The 13,401-nt window shown below is 66.7% G+C and carries 12 protein-coding genes; 3 read left to right on the top strand and 9 right to left on the bottom strand.

All coding sequences use genetic code 11. The annotated features are described in order from the left end of the window. Positions 1 to 93: 93 nt before the first annotated feature. The 3 genes from purS to J2852_RS07475 form a co-directional block, all read right to left on the bottom strand. Positions 94 to 336 carry a phosphoribosylformylglycinamidine synthase subunit PurS gene (purS, locus tag J2852_RS07485; protein ID WP_038529315.1) on the bottom strand — a complete coding sequence of 81 codons (243 nt, stop codon included), beginning with the start codon at positions 334 to 336 and terminating at the stop codon, positions 94 to 96. Between the two features lie 28 nt (positions 337 to 364). Continuing rightward, positions 365 to 1,129: a phosphoribosylaminoimidazolesuccinocarboxamide synthase gene (purC, locus tag J2852_RS07480; RefSeq protein ID WP_209873198.1), complete on the bottom strand. Its 765-nt coding sequence runs from the start codon at positions 1,127 to 1,129 to the stop codon at positions 365 to 367. A 535-nt stretch (positions 1,130 to 1,664) separates the two neighbouring features. Further along, positions 1,665 to 2,441, bottom strand: coding sequence for an NRDE family protein (locus J2852_RS07475; protein ID WP_209873195.1), 777 nt, complete (start codon positions 2,439 to 2,441; stop codon positions 1,665 to 1,667). Positions 2,442 to 2,595: 154 nt separating this feature from the next. On the opposite strand from J2852_RS07475, the gene J2852_RS07470 reads away from it, so the two are divergent. Continuing rightward, positions 2,596 to 2,916 (top strand): DUF1476 domain-containing protein, encoded by a 321-nt coding sequence (locus J2852_RS07470; protein WP_209873192.1) that lies wholly within the window; start codon positions 2,596 to 2,598, stop codon positions 2,914 to 2,916. Between the two features lie 90 nt (positions 2,917 to 3,006). On the opposite strand, the gene J2852_RS07465 is transcribed toward J2852_RS07470, so the two are convergent. Together J2852_RS07465 and purB are read right to left on the bottom strand one after the other, a co-directional pair. Then, positions 3,007 to 3,996 carry a heparin lyase I family protein gene (locus J2852_RS07465; protein WP_209873189.1) on the bottom strand — a complete coding sequence of 330 codons (990 nt, stop codon included), beginning with the start codon at positions 3,994 to 3,996 and terminating at the stop codon, positions 3,007 to 3,009. Between the two features lie 159 nt (positions 3,997 to 4,155). Next, on the bottom strand, positions 4,156 to 5,451 hold the full coding sequence (purB, locus tag J2852_RS07460) for an adenylosuccinate lyase (protein ID WP_209873186.1): 1,296 nt from the start codon (positions 5,449 to 5,451) through the stop codon (positions 4,156 to 4,158). A gap of 263 nt (positions 5,452 to 5,714) precedes the next feature. Here purB and J2852_RS07455 point away from each other — a divergent pair, with 263 nt between their 5' ends. Further along, positions 5,715 to 8,963: a bifunctional diguanylate cyclase/phosphodiesterase gene (locus J2852_RS07455; protein ID WP_209873183.1), complete on the top strand. Its 3,249-nt coding sequence runs from the start codon at positions 5,715 to 5,717 to the stop codon at positions 8,961 to 8,963. 12 nt (positions 8,964 to 8,975) lie between these two features. On the opposite strand, the gene J2852_RS07450 is transcribed toward J2852_RS07455, so the two are convergent. Continuing rightward, positions 8,976 to 9,836: an MBL fold metallo-hydrolase gene (locus J2852_RS07450; RefSeq protein ID WP_209873180.1), complete on the bottom strand. Its 861-nt coding sequence runs from the start codon at positions 9,834 to 9,836 to the stop codon at positions 8,976 to 8,978. 241 nt (positions 9,837 to 10,077) lie between these two features. Between J2852_RS07450 and J2852_RS07445 the strand changes: the two genes are divergently transcribed. Beyond that, positions 10,078 to 10,722 carry a peroxiredoxin gene (locus J2852_RS07445; RefSeq protein ID WP_209873177.1) on the top strand — a complete coding sequence of 215 codons (645 nt, stop codon included), beginning with the start codon at positions 10,078 to 10,080 and terminating at the stop codon, positions 10,720 to 10,722. A gap of 156 nt (positions 10,723 to 10,878) precedes the next feature. Here the strand turns inward: J2852_RS07445 and radC are convergent, their stop codons facing one another. From radC to sfsA, 3 genes are all read right to left on the bottom strand, one after another. After that, complete coding sequence (gene radC / locus J2852_RS07440; protein WP_209873174.1) at positions 10,879 to 11,655, bottom strand: RadC family protein; 777 nt, start codon at positions 11,653 to 11,655, stop codon at positions 10,879 to 10,881. Between the two features lie 97 nt (positions 11,656 to 11,752). Further along, a complete protein-coding gene (map, locus tag J2852_RS07435; protein WP_209873171.1) occupies positions 11,753 to 12,586 on the bottom strand; it encodes a type I methionyl aminopeptidase in 834 nt (277 codons plus the stop codon). Between the two features lie 24 nt (positions 12,587 to 12,610). Continuing rightward, on the bottom strand, positions 12,611 to 13,339 hold the full coding sequence (gene sfsA / locus J2852_RS07430) for a DNA/RNA nuclease SfsA (RefSeq protein ID WP_209873169.1): 729 nt from the start codon (positions 13,337 to 13,339) through the stop codon (positions 12,611 to 12,613). Between the last annotated feature and the right edge of the window lie 62 nt (positions 13,340 to 13,401).

Below are 13,401 nucleotides of genomic sequence, written 5' to 3'. Positions count from 1 at the left end.
TAGGGGCCCAACGAAAATGGGGGATGCGCCAGCTTGGCACATCCCCCAATTCGCGACTAGCAGAGTTGCCAGCGGAGTTGAACCCGTGGCGTCTTACGCCACCAGCTCGATCGCGTAGTCCTCGATCACGGTGTTGGCGAGCAGCTTGGTGCACATGGCCTCCACCTCCTTGCGGGCGGCGGCTTCGTCGGTGCTCTTGAGCTGAAGCTCGATGACCTTGCCGGCGCGGACGTCCTCGACGCCGTCGAAGCCCAGCGTGTGCAGCGCGTGCGCGATGGCCTTGCCCTGGGGGTCGAGAACGCCGCGCTTGAGGGTGACGTGAACCTTCGCCTTCATCGGAATATCCGCTCGCTTGATGTGATGCTTATTGGACGGTTTTGGGACCCTTGACGTCCACCGGCCCGCCTTCCGGCAGGATGCCGAGACGCCGGGCAACCTCTTGATAGGCCTCTTCGACCTTGCCGAGATCCTGGCGGAAGCGGTCCTTGTCCAGCTTCTCGTTGGTCTTGATGTCCCACAGGCGGCAGTTGTCGGGGCTGATCTCGTCGGCGAGGACGATGCGCATCTCCTCGTTCTCCCACAGCCGGCCGAACTCCAGCTTGAAGTCCACCAGCTTCAGCCCGATGCCCAGGAACAGGCCCGACAGATAGTCGTTCACGCGCAAGGACAGCGCGACCATGTCGTCGAGATCCTGCGGAGCCGCCCAGCCGAAGGCCGTGATGTGCTCCTCCGTGACCATCGGATTGTTCAGCTCGTCCGACTTGTAATAGTACTCGATGATCGAGCGCGGCAGCGGCGTTCCCTCGGGAATGCCGAAGCGCTTGGACAGCGAGCCGGCGGCGACGTTGCGCACGACCAGTTCGATGGGGATGATCTCGACCTCGCGAACCAGCTGTTCGCGCATGTTCAGGCGGCGCACGAAGTGCGTCGGAACGCCGATCTCGGACAGGCGGCTCATCAGGTACTCGGAGATGCGGTTGTTCAGCACCCCCTTGCCGGTGATGATGCCCTTTTTCTGGTTGTTGAAGGCGGTCGCGTCGTCCTTGAAGTACTGCACCAGGGTGCCCGGCTCCGGACCTTCGAAGAGTACCTTCGCCTTGCCTTCGTAGATGCGCCGGCGTCGTGTCATTGCGAGATCGTCCAAAAAACTGTGGGCCGGCGGGGACCGCCGGTCCAGGGATATGCACGAGTGATATAGCAAGCTGGCCCTTGGAACACAATGAGCGGGGGGAGAGCGCTCCAAGGCTATCGCTTTTGTCCCAATAACCCTTTCCTCTCCGCAAACGACCTTTCACCGTCATTCCCGCGAAGGCGCACGGCTGTCCGGTGAAACATTGCCCTCGAAGCCCACGCCTCCCCACTTCGTCATCCCCGCGCAGGCGGGGATCCAGAAGTTTGCTGGATAAGTGCTTGAACGGACTGGATTCCCGCCTTCGCGGGAATGACGAGGTGGGGAGTGGCGGGCTCTGTGAAACACGAGTGCCGTTTTCAGAGACTCGCGCCAAAACATGGCAGCCGCATCAAAGCCTTAACCCCGTTCCCCGGACAGCCGTGCGCGAAGGCGGGAATCCAGGCCGAACAGGAGCTTAGTCGCGGAGCTTCTGGATCCCCGCCTTCGCGGGGATGACGAGTTGAAGGGTGGTCGCTCCGAAATTACCGGCCGTTTAGTCCAGATCCACGGGCTCATACCCGACTTCGTGCGGCGGGCCGCCCGCGAAATGCCAGATCGGGTTCAGTTCGGGCCGCTCCACCGCCGGCAGGGCGATCAGGGCGCTCGACACCGTGCCGAAGCCGGTGGGCAGGCGGAAGTTCATGGCGCCGCGCTCCCCGCGCTCGCCGTCCCAGATGCGGCTCCCCAGCAGTTCAGGCCAGCCGCCCCAGTCCGGCCGGTCGGGAGTGGCCTTGTCCAGATCGGGAGGTGTCGCGTGACGGAACAGCGGCAGATACTGCGCGATGCGCGGGTCCTCGGTGTCGTCCAGGTCGAAGGCGGTCAGCATGTGCACCCCCACTGGCACGGGAATCACCTCCGGCCGGTTGCGGGCGGAGGTGCCGCGATGGACGATCACGTAGGCGTCGCGGTTGTCGGCGACCACGAGGTTGAAGGGCCGGTAGGCCCGCGTGTCGAGCTGCCCCAGCGCCAGCACGGCGTCGGCCGCGTCGGCGTGGTCCAGCGCCTCCAGCACCAGTTCCCCGCGCGAGCGCTTGCCGGCCTCCGGCCCCAGCGTGCCCGGACGGTTCAGCGCGGCGGCCAGCACGCCCTCGTCGTTGAGGCCCATCCACGAGCCGCCGGCCAGCTCGTCCAGCCCGGCGACCACGTTCGGCCGGTCGGGCCAGTGGCGCCCCGGCGGCTGCCACGGGCGGCCGGCCATTTCGTCCCGGTTGGCGGCCACGATCAGGGGCCATGTTGCGTCCGGTCGTCGCAGGAGGATCACGCTGCACATCGGGAATCTTGCCTTCCGCTTCCCTCTTGGGTATGTCGCCGCACGCCGGATTCGCCGAATGGACGGTGCGCCGGGGCGGTGACGACGCCCGGCGCACCGGCTATATAGTCTTGTATCTGGGAGCGCAAAACCAATCCAAGGAGCCTAGGTCCCCATGACGACCTTTGACGAGCGCGAGCGGGCTTTCGAGAACAAGTTCCAGCACGACCAGGACCTGCTCTTCAGGATTCGGGCCCGCCGCAACCGGTTGGCCGGCCTGTGGGCCGCCGATCTGCTGGGCCTGACCGGGGCCGACGCGGACGCCTACGCCCGCCAGATCATCGACGCCGACGTCGGCGCGTCCGGTCCGCACGACATCCGCGACCGTCTGGCCGCCGACCTGCACGCCAGGGGCATCGACATTTCCGACCACCGCGTCGAGAAGGAGCTTGCCCATCTGCTGGACGTCGCCCGCCAGCAGGTGCATCAGGAGTAAGCATCCTATCGGGATGGTCGAAAGGCCCGGCGCGGGGACGCGTCGGGCCTTTTTCATTCGTGTGAACTGGGGGGCAACAGTGCCCGCGCCTCAATACCGCGCTGGCACGTCCCTGGCGGCGATCTCGCCCTCGGCGCCGCGGTTCAGGCCGGAGGCGACCTCGCTGAAACTGCCGCCGCGCGCGAAGGAATCGATGGTGGCGGAGGTGGTGTAGGGCGCGTTGTCGCGGTAGGGACCGAACTTGAAATACTGCTTGCCGGCGCTGGCGTAGCCGATTCGGCCCGTGGCCCGCGCCACCAGCGCGCCGTCCGCCCAGACCTCCAGAACGCCGTCCGTCCCGGTCGAGCCCTTCAGGTGATAGACCAGGTCCGTCCAGGCTCCAAAGGGTGAGGGCAGGAGGCTGTAGCGCTCCACCACCACGTCGGTCTGGCAGGGCTCGCCGGTCGTCAGATCGACGCTGTCGGCCTGGGGCGCCGGTTCGTTCTGGTAGGCCAGCAGCACGCGGCACTCGTTGCCGTTTCGGGCGTCCTGCTGGAAGGTGATGTGGAAGTTCCGATTGCCGAAGCGTTGCGCCACGAAGGGACTCTTGCCGCCGGACTGCTTCCATTGGCCGATGACCAGACGGCGGTTGTCGTCGGCCGGCACCGTGCCGTCCACGCGCATGCTGAAGCCGTACCAAGCCTCGGTGCCAAAGGCGATGCGGGTTTTCGACGGTTCCCACAACTCGGCGCGTTCGGTGCCGTCGTCCTCGTAGGCGGTGTCCGGCGCCGCCGGGTCGGTGCAGGACGGCGAGGGGCGGGCGGCGCCCATCTCGATGGCCTGCGCGGGCATCGGCGCCTGTCCCTGGGGAAACACCTCCAGCCTTGCCGCCCGCGCGCCGTCGCGCGCCGCGTCCGCCGTGTTGGCGAGGACGTTTTCGCGGCGGTAGCAGGGCGCCAGCGCCCCGTCGTCCAGGCGCCCGCTCTCGAAATCCTGCCGGATGGGAAGACGCTCGGCCGCTGCGGCGGGCGATACGGCCCCCATGTCCATGATGGCTATGGCGAGCATCAGCAGCAGCGCCGCCGAATCGGTACGCTTCACGATCAGTCCCCCATGTCCCGACGCCGCAGCAGCGGCGCTCCCGTGGGACAGGGTGTTCTCGGAAGCTTGCGATAAGGTTTACTCAAAACAAACGGGCTGTGACCATTGCTGGATCACAGCCCGTTTTAAGCCCTATACTGGACCGTCTAGTCTAGCAACTTAGGCGCCGAACACGCGCTTGAAGATCGTGTCCACGTGCTTGGTGTGGTAGGCCATGTTGAACATGGGCTCCAGCTCATCGCGGGAGATGTGCTTGGCGACCTCGGTGTCGGCGGCCAGCAGCTCCAGGAAGTTGCCGCCGTGCTCCCACACCTGCATGGCGTTGCGCTGGACGGCCTTGTAGGAGTCCTCGCGGCTCATGCCCGCCTGGGTCAGGGCCAGCAGGACGCGCTGCGAGAAGACGAGGCCGCCGAGGTCGTCCAGGTTCTTCTTCATGCGCTCCGGATAGACGACCAGCTTTTCCATCATGCCGGTCAGGCGCATCAGCGCGAAGTCCAGCGTGACGGTGGCGTCCGGGCCGATCATGCGCTCGACCGAGGAGTGGGAGATGTCGCGCTCGTGCCACAGTGCCACGTTCTCCAGCGCCGGCACGACGGCCGAGCGGACGAGGCGGGCGAGGCCGGTGAGGTTTTCCGACAGGACCGGGTTGCGCTTGTGCGGCATGGCCGACGAGCCCTTCTGGCCTGGATGGAAGAACTCCTCCGCTTCGCGCACCTCGGTGCGCTGGAGGTGGCGGATCTCTACGGACAGGTTCTCGATGCTCGATGCGATGACGCCGAGGACGGAGAAGTAGAAGGCGTGGCGGTCGCGCGGGATGACCTGGGTGGACACCGGCTCCGGCGTCAGGCCCATCTTCTCGGCGACGTATTCCTCGACGCGCGGGTCGATGTTGGCGAAGGTGCCGACCGCGCCCGAGATGGCGCAGGTGGCGATGTCCTGGCGCGCCTGGACCAGACGCTCGCGCCCGCGGGCGAAGGCGGCGTAGTGGTTCGCCAGCTTCAAGCCGAAGGTCGTCGGCTCGGCGTGGATGCCATGGCTGCGGCCGATGGTGACCGTGTTCTTGTGCTCATAGGCGCGGCGCTTCAGCGCGGCCAGCAGCTTGTCCATGTCGTCGAGCAGCAGGTCGGCGGCCTGGGTCATCTGCACGGCGAGGCAGGTGTCCAGCACGTCCGACGAGGTCATGCCCTGGTGAACGAAGCGCGCCTCGGGACCGACGTATTCGGCGAGGTTGGTCAGGAAGGCGATGACGTCGTGGCGGGTTTCCCGCTCGATCTCGTCGATGCGGTCGATCTCCCACTTGCCGCGCTCCCACACGGCGGCGGCCGCCTCCTTCGGGATGACGCCCAGCTGGGCCTGCGCGTCGCAGGCGTGCGCCTCGATCTCGAACCAGATGCGGAACCGGTTCTCCGGCTCCCAGATGCGGGCCATTTCGGGGCGGGTGTAGCGGGGGATCATCGGCTCTCTCCGAAGACAGGACTGTGCGTGCGTTTGAAGGGCATGCATGGGGGGCTTTGCGCGCGCGGGACCATAGCCGCGCGCGTTCCTGCTGCAAAGCCCCTTCCGATATCCTGGGGATTTCGCTGTTCTGCACTTCAAAAAGTGCTAATACTAAAGTTCGGTTTCGAAGAGAGTATGGGGCATTCCCGGCGCAGCCCGCCGCGGTGGCCGCCAGGGGCGCCGGACGTGGCAATCCGGCGCGGGTTTCAGGAGGGCCGTCGTTGTCCGATCCGATCGCCGAGTTGGTGCGCGAGCCGTTGTCTCGCTCATCCGACGAGGCACGCCTGTACCGGTTGCAGTTCCTGGCGTCGATGACGCTGGTCGCGGTGCTCGTGCTTGGGCTGGGGGCGTACTTCATCGGTCAGCACCTGAAGGACTTCGAAGCGGACCTGCGCCAGACCGAGGCGCGCTACGCCGAGGAGCAGAGCCGCACGCTGCGGCAGGAGCTTGAGAACACCCGCTCCTATCTCGCTTTTATGCGCTCGCGGATCGAGCCGCTGTTGAAGGAACAGCTGCGCGCCAAGGTGGACGAGGCCCACAGCACCGCCCAATCCATCTACGAGCGGGCAAAGGGTTACCTGCCGGAACCGGCGATCAAGGAGTCGATCAAGGAAACGCTGCGGCCGCTGCGCTTTTTCGAGGGGCGCGGCTACTACTTCATCGACGACATGGCCGGCCTGTGCGTGCTGCTGCCCATCGACCCGACGCGGGAGGGCAGCTCGCTGCTCGACAACCGGGACGACGCGGGCACGCCGATCATGCGCGACCTGATCCGCGCCGCGCAGGAACCGGACGGGCAGGGCTTCACCCGCTATCGCTGGTACGCGCCGGACAACTCCGGAAAGATGTCGGAGAAACTCGCCTACGTCCGCCGCTTCGAACCGTTCGACTGGCTGATCGGCGCCGGCGAGTATGTCGATGCTTTCGAAGAGCGGGTGCAGCAGGAAGCGCTGGAACGGATGCGCGCCTTCCGCTTCGGGGAAAGCGGCTACATCTCGATTCTGAGCCAGGACGGCCGCATCGTGCTGTCGCACTCATCCCCGGCGTCGGAAGGGCGGCTGGCCGAAAAACTGCCGTGGGAGACGGAGCGGACGCTGGTGTCGCGCATCCTGGAGCTTGGCCGGCAGGGCGGGGGCGAGCTGCGCTATGAATGGCTGCATCCGGAAACCGGACGGCTGACGCCCAAGATCGCCTATGTGTCGGCCCCGGACGTCTGGGGCTGGATCCTGATCGTCGGCATGTATTCCGACGACATCGGCAAGGTGCTGGACATCCGCCGGGCCGAGGTGAAGCGCGGCGTGTCGGACCGCATCCTGACCACCGTGGTGATTTTGGCCATGGCGCTGGCCGCGTCGGTGGCGATCTCCTGGCTGGTCACCGGCTGGATCCGCCGCATCGTCGGCACCTACAAGACCAGCATGCGGCAGAGCGACAGGATGCTGCGCGAGCGCGCCCGGCAGCTGTACCTCGCCAACTTCTTCGTGGACCATGTGTCGGAAATCGTGGTCCTGGCCGACGCCGAACTGCGCATCGCCTACGTCAACCCCTTCGGCTGCGCGGCGCTGGGCGCCCCGCTGGAGGAGCTGGTCGGAAGCCACGCCGACCTGCTGGAGGATTTCCGGCCCGAAGGGGATGGGGCGGCCGAGCGGTACGAGACGGTCTACCGCACCCGCGACGGCCGGAGCCTGAACCTGGAGGTGACGGCCAGCCGCGTCGCCTACGAGGGCGACGCCTACACCTGCGCCATCGCCCACGACATCTCGGAGCGCAAGCGGGCCGAATGGCAGCTGCGCCTGTCGGCCAAGGTGTTCGACAACGCCGCCGAGGGCATGGTCGTCACCAACGAGAAGAACCGCATCGTCGCGGTGAACGACGCCTTCTGCCGCATCACCGGCTACAGCCGCGAGGAGGTCATCGGCGAGACCCCGGCCCTGCTCGGCTCCGGCCGGCAGGAGGAGTCCTTCTACGCCGACATGTGGGTGCAACTGCGCGAGGCCGGCCACTGGTCCGGCGAGATCTGGAACAAGCGCAAGTCCGGCGAGATCTACCCGGAGTGGCTCAGCATCAAGGTGGTGCGCAACGAGGCGGGCGACGTGGTCAACTACATCGCCGCCTTCTCCGACATCACCGAGACGCGCGCCCAGGAGGAGCGCATCCGGCATCTGGCCCAGTACGACTTCCTGACCGACCTGCCGAACCGCTTCCTGCTGCGCGACCGGCTGGGACGCGCGCTGCTCGCCGCCGAACGGCACGGCAAGAAGATCGGGCTGCTGTTCGTCGATCTCGACCGCTTCAAGACCATCAACGACAGCCTGGGCCACGCGGTCGGCGACAAGCTGCTGCGCGGGGTCGGCGTCCGGCTGACCGAGGCCGTCCGGGCCAGCGACACCGTCAGCCGCCAGGGCGGTGACGAGTTCGTCATCATGATCAACGACATGGACAGCGCCGACGCCGCCTGCACGGTCGCCCGCAAGGTGCTGCGCGCCCTGTCGGAACCCTTCCTGGTCGAGGATGGGCACGAGCTTCGGGTCACCCCCTCCATCGGCATCGCCGTCTTCCCGGACGATGGGCAGGACATCGACGCGCTGCTGAAGAACGCCGACATGGCGATGTACGCCGCCAAGGAAGCGGGCCGCGCCACCTATCAGTTCTTCACGCCGGAGCTGAACTGCCGCGCGTCGGAGCGCATGTGGCTGGAAAGCAACCTGCGCCACGCGCTCGCCAACAACGAGATGGAGCTGCACTTCCAGCCGCAGTTCGCGGTGGACGGCCGCCGCCTCGTCGGGGCGGAGGCGCTGGTGCGCTGGCGCCGGCCGGACGGGCAGCTGATCATGCCCGGCCAGTTCATCCCGGTGGCCGAGGAGACGGGCTTGATCCTGCCGCTCGGCGACTGGGTGCTGGGTGAGGCGTGCCGGCGCGCCGCCGACCTGATCGCGCGGCACGGGCCGCTGCTGTTCGCCATCAATCTGTCGGCCGTGCAGATGCGCCGTCCGGGCCTTGCCGAGCGGGTGTCCTTCTGGCTGTCCGCCTACAACGTGCCGCCGCAATGCCTGGAGCTGGAGGTGACGGAAAGCGTCCTGATGGACGATTCCGACTCCGTCGCTGGGACCTTCGCCCGCCTGCGCGCGATGGGCGTGGCGCTGGCCATCGACGATTTCGGCACCGGCTATTCCAGCCTCAGCTATCTGAAGCGGTTCCGCGTGGACAAGCTCAAGATCGATCGTTCCTTCGTGCAGAGCCTGGACGACGGCCCCGACGGTGGCGCCATCGCCGAGGCGATCATCAGCATGGCCCGGTCCTTGCGCATGCACACGCTGGCCGAGGGCGTGGAGACGGAGGAACAGCTGGGCTGCCTCGCACGGCTGGGCTGCGACCAGATCCAGGGCTACCTGCTCGGCCGTCCCATGCCCTACGACGACTTCGCCGCCTTCGTCGCCAGCCATGCGGCGGTGCCCGAGCCAGTCGGTTGACGGTCTCCGCCCCTACAGCACGTTCACCGGCATCTTCAGGTAAACGGCGCCGTTGGCTTCGGGGGCGGGGAGGCGGCCGGCGGCGACATTGACCTGCACGGCCGGGATGATCAGGGCCGGCATGGACAGGGTGCGGTCGCGCGCCGCGCGCATGGCGACGTAGGACTCCACGTCGACCCCGTCGCGGACGTGGATGTTGGCCCGGCGCTGCTCCCCGACCGTGGTTTCCCAGGCGTGGGAGCGTCCGCCCGGCGCGTAATCATGGCAGACGAAGACGCGCGTCTCCTCCGGCAGGGCGAGCAGACGCCGCAGCGAGCAATACATCTGCCGGGCGTCGCCGCCGGGAAAGTCGCAACGCGCGGTGCCGCCGTCCGGCATGAACAGCGTGTCGCCGACGAACAGGGCGTCGCCGATCCGATAGCTGACGGAGTCCGGTGTGTGACCGGGCGTGTGCAGCGCCTCGCCGTCCAAGTCACCGACCGTGAACGCCTCGCCGTCCTCGAACAGCCGGTCGAAGCATGCGCCGTTCCGGCGCGGACCCAGAGGGGCGTTGAACACCTTGCCAAAATGCGTCTGCACCTCGGCGACCCGCGCCCCGATCCCGATGCGGCCACCCAGCCGGTCCTGCAAGCGATGGGCGGCGGAGAGGTGGTCGGCGTGGATGTGCGTTTCCAGGATCCAGGCGACGGTCAACCCTTGTTCCGCGACGAAGCCGGCGAGCGCGTCGGCCGACGCGGTGCCGAGCCGCCCGGACGCGCCGTCGAAGTCGAGCACGGAATCGACGATGGCCGCCGCTCCGCCGGGCCGGTCGTAGACGACGTAGGAGATGGTCGAACTCGGCGGGTGGAAGAAGGCTTGGACGGTCGCGCGCATCGCGGCATCTCCGGCGTCCCGTGGCGGCAAGGGCGAAATCTCAAGGGCGAAATCTACCGAAGAATTTTGGGAATAGGGTGTCCGCCATCGGTCCATAAGCCGTCCGCGTCAGGCCGCTCCTCCTTTTCGCGAGGCTGGCGGAGCGGAAGCGGTGCCTATAATCGTTACCATCGAAATCACCGATCCGGCGCCTTGCCGAAGAGAACGGTGACGCGCCGGCGCTTCCTCAGGGAGGAATGCCATGAACTTGCGACTGGGCGATACGGCTCCTGATTTCACGCAGGACTCCACCGAGGGCAAGATCAACTTCTACGAATGGGCCGGCGACAGTTGGGTCGTGCTGTTTTCCCATCCCAAGGACTTCACGCCGGTCTGCACGACGGAACTGGGCGAGGTGTCGCGGCTGAAGCTTCAATTCCAGCAGCGCAACGTGAAGGTCATCGGCCTGTCGGTCGATCCGCTCGACGATCACCGCCGCTGGGCCGAGGACATCGCGGAAACCCAGGGCTATGCACTGAACTTCCCGTTGCTGGCCGACGCCGACCGGCATGTCTCGGACCTCTATGGGATGATCCACCCGAACGCCAGCGACACCACGACCGTGCGGTCTGTCTTCGTGATCGACCCGAACAAGAAGGTCCGCCTGACGATCACCTATCCGGCCAGCACCGGCCGTAACTTCGAGGAGCTCCTGCGGGTCATCGACTCCATCCAGCTGACCGAACAGTACAAGGTCGCTACCCCCGTCAACTGGCACCAGGGCGAGGATGTTATCATCGTGCCATCGGTCACCGACGAGGAGGCCAAGGACCGCTTCCCGGAAGGCTGGACGACGGTGAAGCCGTACCTGCGCGTCGTGCACCAGCCGGGGAGTTCGGTCCACTGAGGACGGCCCCGTTCGCCATGTCCCGGGCATCCACGGCGACGGATAGACCTTCCCAATCCGGCGTGGATGCCCGTGTCAAGCACAGGCATGACGATGAATGGAGGTGCTGAATGGAGGTGCAGCGGATGAGTGGAGGTGCAGCGGCGGAAAACGGCTCTACAGAAGCCGTTGCGCCTTGAAGCTCGTGTGCTTGCCCTTGCCGATGATGATGTGATCGTGGATCACGACGCCGACGGCATGGGCGGCGCGCACGATTTCCTTGGTCATCTCGATGTCGGCGCGGCTCGGCGTCGGGTCGCCCGAGGGGTGGTTGTGCACTAGGATGATGGCGGTCGCCGACAACTCCAGCGCGCGCTTCACGACCTCGCGCGGGTAGACGGGGGTGTGGTCCACCGTGCCGGTCTGCTGCACCTCGTCGGCAATCAGCTTGTTCTTGCGGTCCAGGAACAGCAGGCGGAACTGCTCGGTCGGTTCGTGCGCCATGGCGGCGGTGCAGTATTCCAGCAGGGCCTGCCAGGAGGCCAGCACCGGCCGGTCGATCACCTGCTGGCGCATGCCACGCAGCGCCGCCGCGCCGACCACCCGCACCATGGCGACAGCGTTGTCGGAGGCCATGGACGCCCCCTCCACCTTGAAGCCGCGCAGGCGTTCCGGCGGCGCGTTAACGACGCCCCACAGGTCGCCGAATGCCTTGATCAGCGCCTTGGCGAGCGGCTTCACGTCGCGGCGCGGGTCGGCCGCGAACAAGATCATCTCCAGAAGCTCGTAATCCTGGAGCGCCTCGGCCCCGCCTTCCAAGAAACGCTTGCGCAGCCGTTCCCGGTGGCCCTTGTAGTGGGGCTCGTCCGTGGAGGCGGGGGGAGTGTTCAGACCCGGCAGGTCCGGCGCGACGGCCACGTCCCCCATGCCCTTTTTGGTTTTTCTTCCAGCCATCCGGCGCCGCCATGCAAAGGTGTGCGCCGGACTATACCTCTTCCGCTAGAAAATCATCCTTTAGAAAATCGCCTGCTGGGAATCGCGGGAGCGGCGCTTACGCCACCACCGCGGTTTCCTCGGCCGGGACCGGGTAGGGCGGCTTGGTGAAGCCGGCGGGGGAGAGGGTGAAGATCTCGCAGCCGTCCTTGGTCACGCCGATGGCGTGTTCGAACTGCGCCGACAGGGACTTGTCCTTGGTCACGGCGGTCCAACCGTCGCCCAGGATCTTCACGTCGTGGCGGCCGGCGTTGATCATCGGCTCGATGGTGAAGATCATGCCTTCCTTCAGCACCGCACCCGTGCCAGGATTGCCGAAGTGGAGCACCGACGGCGGCTCGTGGAAGACGCGGCCGAGGCCGTGCCCGCAGAAATCGCGCACGACCGAGAAGCGGTGGCTTTCCGCGTAGGTCTGGATGGCGTGGCCGATGTCGCCCAGCGTTGCGCCCGGCTTCACGGCCTTGATGCCGATCATCAGCGCCTCGTAGGTGACGTCCACCAGCTTGCGCGCCTTCACGCTGACGTCGCCGCACAGGTACATGCGGCTGGAATCGCCGTACCAGCCGTCCAGGATCGGCGTCACGTCGATGTTCAGGATGTCGCCGTTCATCAGCCGCTTGTCGCCGGGAATCCCGTGGCAGACGACGTGATTGACCGAGATGCAGTTGGCGCGCGGGAAGCCCCGGTAGCCCAGCGGCGCCGGCACCGCGCCGTGGTCGCGGATGTACTGTTCCAGCAGCCGGTCCAGCTCGCCGGTGGTGATGCCCGGCTGAACGTAGGGGGTGATGAAATCGAGCGTGGCGGCGGCCAGCCGTCCGGCCCGGCGCATGCCCTCGAAGTCCTCCGGCCCGTGAATCCGGATGCGATGGGAATCGAGGTCGTTATGATCCAAGAGAAGCCCCTATAAGTCCTATGGTCAATCCAGGCGCAGCGGCAGCGGCCGGTCCAATTCAATCGCCTCGGGCGTGATCGCGCAAGACCAACACACCGCCTCCACCCCCGATTCGCGCGCACGGCGCAGCCCGGCGGCGTAGGTGGGATCGATGTCCGAGGCCACTCGGAAGTAGGCGCAATCGGTCCGTTGCACAAGGTAGACCATGACCGCGCGGGCCCCCTGGCGCACCATGTCCGACATTTCGTCCAGGTGCTTGGCCCCGCGCGCCGTGACGCAGTCGGGGAATTCCGCCGCCAGCCCGTCGTCCAGGTCCGGCCGGCGCAGGTGGACGTTCTTCACCTCCACATAGACCGGCGGGCGCCCGTCGTCCTCCAGCAGCACGTCGATGCGGGAGTTCTTGCCGTACTTCACCTCGCGCCGCAGTCGGGCGTAGCCGGCCAGTTCCGGGATCGTCCCGGCCGCGATGGCCGCCGCGACCAGCCCGTTGGGGTGCGAGGTGTTGACGCCGACCAGGCTTTTTCCGTTGGGGCCACCGTCCGCTTCGACCAGTTCCAGCGTGTGGGCGAGCTTGCGCTTCGGGTTGTCCGAGCGCGACAGCCAGACGGCCGATCCCGGCGCGTCCAGGCCAAGCATGCTGCCGGAATTGGGCACGTGCACGGTCACGACCTCGCCGCCGAGATCCACATCGGCGAGAAAGCGCTTGTACCGCCGGATAAGGCGCCCTTGAAGGAGGGGGGTAGAGAAACGCATCTTAGGGGCTAAGTTAAAGGTCCGGCCCGCCTTCCGGCAAGTCCGCCCATCGTTTTGTCACG

Source organism: Azospirillum soli, from assembly GCF_017876165.1.
Classification (GTDB): domain Bacteria; phylum Pseudomonadota; class Alphaproteobacteria; order Azospirillales; family Azospirillaceae; genus Azospirillum; species Azospirillum soli.
The sequence above is the reverse complement of the archived record's forward strand: the minus strand, read 5'-3'. Positions and strand labels throughout refer to the sequence as shown.

Excerpts from the sequence above, each read along its gene's own strand:
- purS (WP_038529315.1), bottom strand. The coding sequence starts at position 336 with ATGAAGGCGAAGGTTCACGTCACCCTCAAGCGCGGCGTTCTCGACCCC.
- purC (WP_209873198.1), bottom strand. The coding sequence starts at position 1,129 with ATGACACGACGCCGGCGCATCTACGAAGGCAAGGCGAAGGTACTCTTC.
- J2852_RS07475 (WP_209873195.1), bottom strand. The coding sequence starts at position 2,441 with ATGTGCAGCGTGATCCTCCTGCGACGACCGGACGCAACATGGCCCCTG.
- J2852_RS07470 (WP_209873192.1), top strand. The coding sequence starts at position 2,596 with ATGACGACCTTTGACGAGCGCGAGCGGGCTTTCGAGAACAAGTTCCAG.
- purB (WP_209873186.1), bottom strand. The coding sequence starts at position 5,451 with ATGATCCCCCGCTACACCCGCCCCGAAATGGCCCGCATCTGGGAGCCG.
- J2852_RS07450 (WP_209873180.1), bottom strand. The coding sequence starts at position 9,836 with ATGCGCGCGACCGTCCAAGCCTTCTTCCACCCGCCGAGTTCGACCATC.
- J2852_RS07445 (WP_209873177.1), top strand. The coding sequence starts at position 10,078 with ATGAACTTGCGACTGGGCGATACGGCTCCTGATTTCACGCAGGACTCC.
- radC (WP_209873174.1), bottom strand. The coding sequence starts at position 11,655 with ATGGCTGGAAGAAAAACCAAAAAGGGCATGGGGGACGTGGCCGTCGCG.
- sfsA (WP_209873169.1), bottom strand. The coding sequence starts at position 13,339 with ATGCGTTTCTCTACCCCCCTCCTTCAAGGGCGCCTTATCCGGCGGTAC.